We start from the raw sequence: 3,631 nt of genomic DNA, 5'->3' as shown, positions 1-3,631 counted from the left end.
GCTCCAGCCTTTGTAAGCCTTCACGTTGTCACGCGTGACGAGCGTCGGCTCGATCAGGATCATCGGGTTGGCCGGCTTCTGGCCGTTCATGATCCCGTAGCCGACGTTTACGGCCTGCTGCGCCATCGCCCACGGGTCCTGGCTCGACGATGCCTGCACGAGCGTGTTCGACTTCAGCGCGACTTCGATGTCGGGCGCGCCGTCGACCGACGTGATCACGATGTTCGGGCGGTTCAGCTGCTTCGCCGCGAGATCGCTGCCGATCGCCTGCGGGTCGTTGATCGTGAACACGCCGTCGAGCTTCGGAAAGCGCGTCAGGTAGCCCTGCATCGTGTTCATCCCGCCCTCGCGCGAGCCCTTGCCGTCCTGGTCGCTCGACAGCAACTTGATGCCCGGGTTCTTCGCGAGCACGGTCTTGCAGCCGTTCACGCGATCGATCACGGCCGACACCTGCGGGCCGTTCTCGATGATCACGTTGCCCTTGCCGTTGAGTTTCTTCGCGAGGTAGTCGCACGCGAGCTCGCCGGCCTTCACGTTGTTGGTCTGCACGGTCGCGTTCGCGCCGGCGGCCGCGACGTCCACCGCGACGACCGTGATGCCCGCCGCCTGCGCCTTCTTCACCGCCGGCTCGATCGCCTTCGGATCGGTCGCGTTGAGCAGGATCATGTCGACGTGCGCGGAGATGAAGTTGTCGATCTGCGTGAACTGCTTATTCAGGTCGTAGTCGGCCGAGACCGCGGTGACCTTCGCGTTCGGGTTGAGCTGCCTGGCGCGCGCCTCGGCGCCTTTCACGATCGTGACGAAGTACGGGTTGCCGAGCGAGCCGACCGTGACGCCGATCGATTTCAGCGGCTTGTCGGCTGCATGGGCGGCGGCGGCGCCGAAGGCGAGCGCGCAGGCGACGGCGGTCAGGGCGGCTTTTTGCTTGAACATGTCGTTGTGTCTCCGGAAGGTCCGTTGGCGGATGGGTGCAGGAGGACCTGCCTGCGCCCCGATGATCGAGTGGTGAGGAATACGAATCAGGTGCGGGCCGAGTCGCGCTGGCGATAGCGGTCGAGCGCGACCGCGCCGATGATCACGAGCCCCTTGATGATGTATTGCCAGATGTCGGACACGCCGAGCAGCACGAGGCCGTTGGTCAGCACCGCGATGATCAGCGCGCCGATCAGCGTGCCGACGATCGAGCCGACGCCGCCGACGAAGCTCGTGCCGCCGAGGATCACCGCGGCGATCGCATCGAGCTCGTACGACTGGCCGAGCTGCAGGCCATTGGCCGCATAGAGCCGCGCGGCCGACATCACCGCGCCGAGGCCGGCGAGCAGGCCCGACGCCGCATACACGAACAGCTGGATCGCGCGCACGTTGATGCCCGACAGCCGCGCGGCTTCCGGGTTGCCGCCGACCGAATAGATCCGCATGCCGAGCACCGTGCGGCGCAGGATGAACCACGACAGCGCGATCACCGCGCAGGCGATCACGACGAGCCACGGCACGCCGAGGATCGTACCGTTGCCGATGAACGCGAACGGCAGTTGCGGGTTGAAGACGGTCGTGTCGTTGCCGATTAGGCGGGCGATGCCGCGCACGGCCGTCATCGCGCCGAGCGTGACGATGAACGGCGGCAGGCGCAGGAACGAGATCAGGCCGCCGTTGATCGCGCCGAACACGAGGCCGACCGCGAGCGCGATCGGCACGCCGAGCCAGCCCCAGCCGGGGATGGTCGACGCGATGAGCGCGGCGACGGCCGACGCGGCGAGCACCGAGCCGACCGACAGGTCGATGCCGCCCGTCAGGATCACGAAGGTCATGCCGGCGGCGAGCACGATGTTGATCGACGCCTGCTGCGTGACGATCGACAGGTTCTGCAGCGTGAAGAAGCCGTCGGTCATGAAGCCGAAGCCGATGCAGAGGACCAGCAGCACCGGCAGCATGCCGGCGGTGCGCATCAGCGACTGCATGCGCGCGCGATGATCGGCGCCGCGCATCAGCGGCGTACGGTTGGCGACCGGATGGGCCGTCGCGGACGCGAGGTTCCGCTGCTTGGTCGGGTTGATCATGTCGGTACCTTGAAGGAAGAAGGAGATGAAGGGGCCGTGGTCAGTGCGCGTCGGCGAGCTCGGCCTGCGAGCCGGTGGCGAGCGCGATGATCGCTTCCTGCGTGATGGGCGTGTGCGTGTGGCCGCCGAGTTCGCCGGCGATCTCGCCTTCGCGCATCACGAGCACGCGGTCGGCGACGCCGATGATCTCCGGCAGCTCGCTCGAGATCACGATCACGCCGACGCCGGCGCGGGCCAGTTCGTTGATGATCCGGTAGATCTCGGATTTCGCGCCGATGTCGACGCCGCGCGTCGGCTCGTCGAGGATCAGCACGCGCGGCTTCGTCTCGAGCAGGCGCGACAGCAGCACTTTCTGCTGGTTGCCGCCCGACAGCGCGCCGACGTTGACGTTCGCGTTCGGCACGCGGATCGACAGCGAGGCGATCGCGTCGCGCGCGCGCGTGGCGCCGCGCGCCAGATCGAGCGCACCGAGCCGCGCATCGCGGTTGCACACGGAGATGTTGATGTTGTCGCGCACGCTCATGTCGAGGAACAGGCCCTGGCGCTTGCGGTCTTCCGTCAGGTAGACGAGGCCCGCGTCGATCGCGTCGCGCGGCGAATGCGCGCCGAACGTGCGCTCGCCCAGCTTCACGTCGCCGCGCGTGCGCGGCTCCGCGCCGAAGATCAGCCGCGCGAGCTCGGTGCGGCCCGCGCCGACGAGCCCGGCGATGCCGAGCACCTCGCCCGCATGCAGGTCGAGGCTGCAGCCGCGCACGCGCTCGCCGTCGGCGATGTCGCGCACCGACAGCAGCAGGTGGCCGGGATCGTACGGCGCGTGTTCCTTCTTGTAGAAGCCGGAGATGTCGCGGCCGACCATCATCGCGACGAGCCGCTCGGCCGACAGCGACGCGCGCTCGAGCGTGCCGACGTACGAGCCGTCGCGCAGCACCGACACGCGGTCGGACAGCTCGTAGATTTCGGCCATCCGGTGGCTGATGTAGATGATCGCGAGACCTTCCTCGCGCAGCTGGCGGATCAGGCCGAACAGGTGCTCGGTCTCGCGCGACGACAGCGGCGTCGTCGGTTCGTCCATCACGAGGATGCGTGCGCGGGTATGCACGGCGCGCGCGATCTCGACGAGCTGCTGCTCGGCGATCGACAGCGTGCCGACCAGCGTGTCGGGGCCGAACGGCGCACCGAGGCGCGCGAGCACGTCCTGGCAGCCGCGCGCCATCGCCGCGCGGTCGATGGTGCCCCAGCGACGGTTGCCGCGGCGCAGTTCGCGGCCGACGTAGATGTTTTCCGCGACGGTGAGGTTGGGCGCGAGGCACAGCTCCTGGTAGATCACGGCGACGCCGGCGTCGCGCGCGGCGAGCGGGCCGTCGACGTCGATGCGCGCGCCGTCGATCAGGATCTCGCCGCCGGCGTCGGCGCGGTACGCACCCGACAGGATCTTCATCAGCGTCGACTTGCCCGCGCCGTTCTCGCCCATCAGCGAATGGATCTCGCCCGGATAGACGGTCAGGCTGACGTTGTCGAGCGCGCGCACGGCCGGGAAGGTCTTGCTGATGCCGCGCATCTCGAGCAGCGGCCGG

At 68.4% G+C, this 3,631-nt stretch carries 3 protein-coding genes; all 3 read right to left on the bottom strand.

Features of this window, described 5'->3' with window-relative positions; translation table 11 throughout:
• On the bottom strand, nt 1–933 hold a 933-nt coding region (locus DIE17_RS36825), incomplete at its 3' end, for an ABC transporter substrate-binding protein (protein WP_124492248.1).
• A gap of 86 nt (nt 934–1,019) precedes the next feature.
• Nucleotides 1,020–2,057 (bottom strand): ABC transporter permease subunit, encoded by a 1,038-nt coding sequence (locus tag DIE17_RS36820; protein WP_124489874.1) that lies wholly within the window; start codon nt 2,055–2,057, stop codon nt 1,020–1,022.
• Nucleotides 2,058–2,097: 40 nt separating this feature from the next.
• Nucleotides 2,098–3,631 (bottom strand): sugar ABC transporter ATP-binding protein (locus tag DIE17_RS36815; protein WP_260439302.1); only part of this gene is annotated, 1,534 nt, incomplete at its 5' end.

Source organism: Burkholderia sp. Bp9099, assembly GCF_003857805.1.
GTDB lineage: Bacteria > Pseudomonadota > Gammaproteobacteria > Burkholderiales > Burkholderiaceae > Burkholderia.
This window is presented reverse-complemented; position numbering and strand designations above follow the sequence as displayed.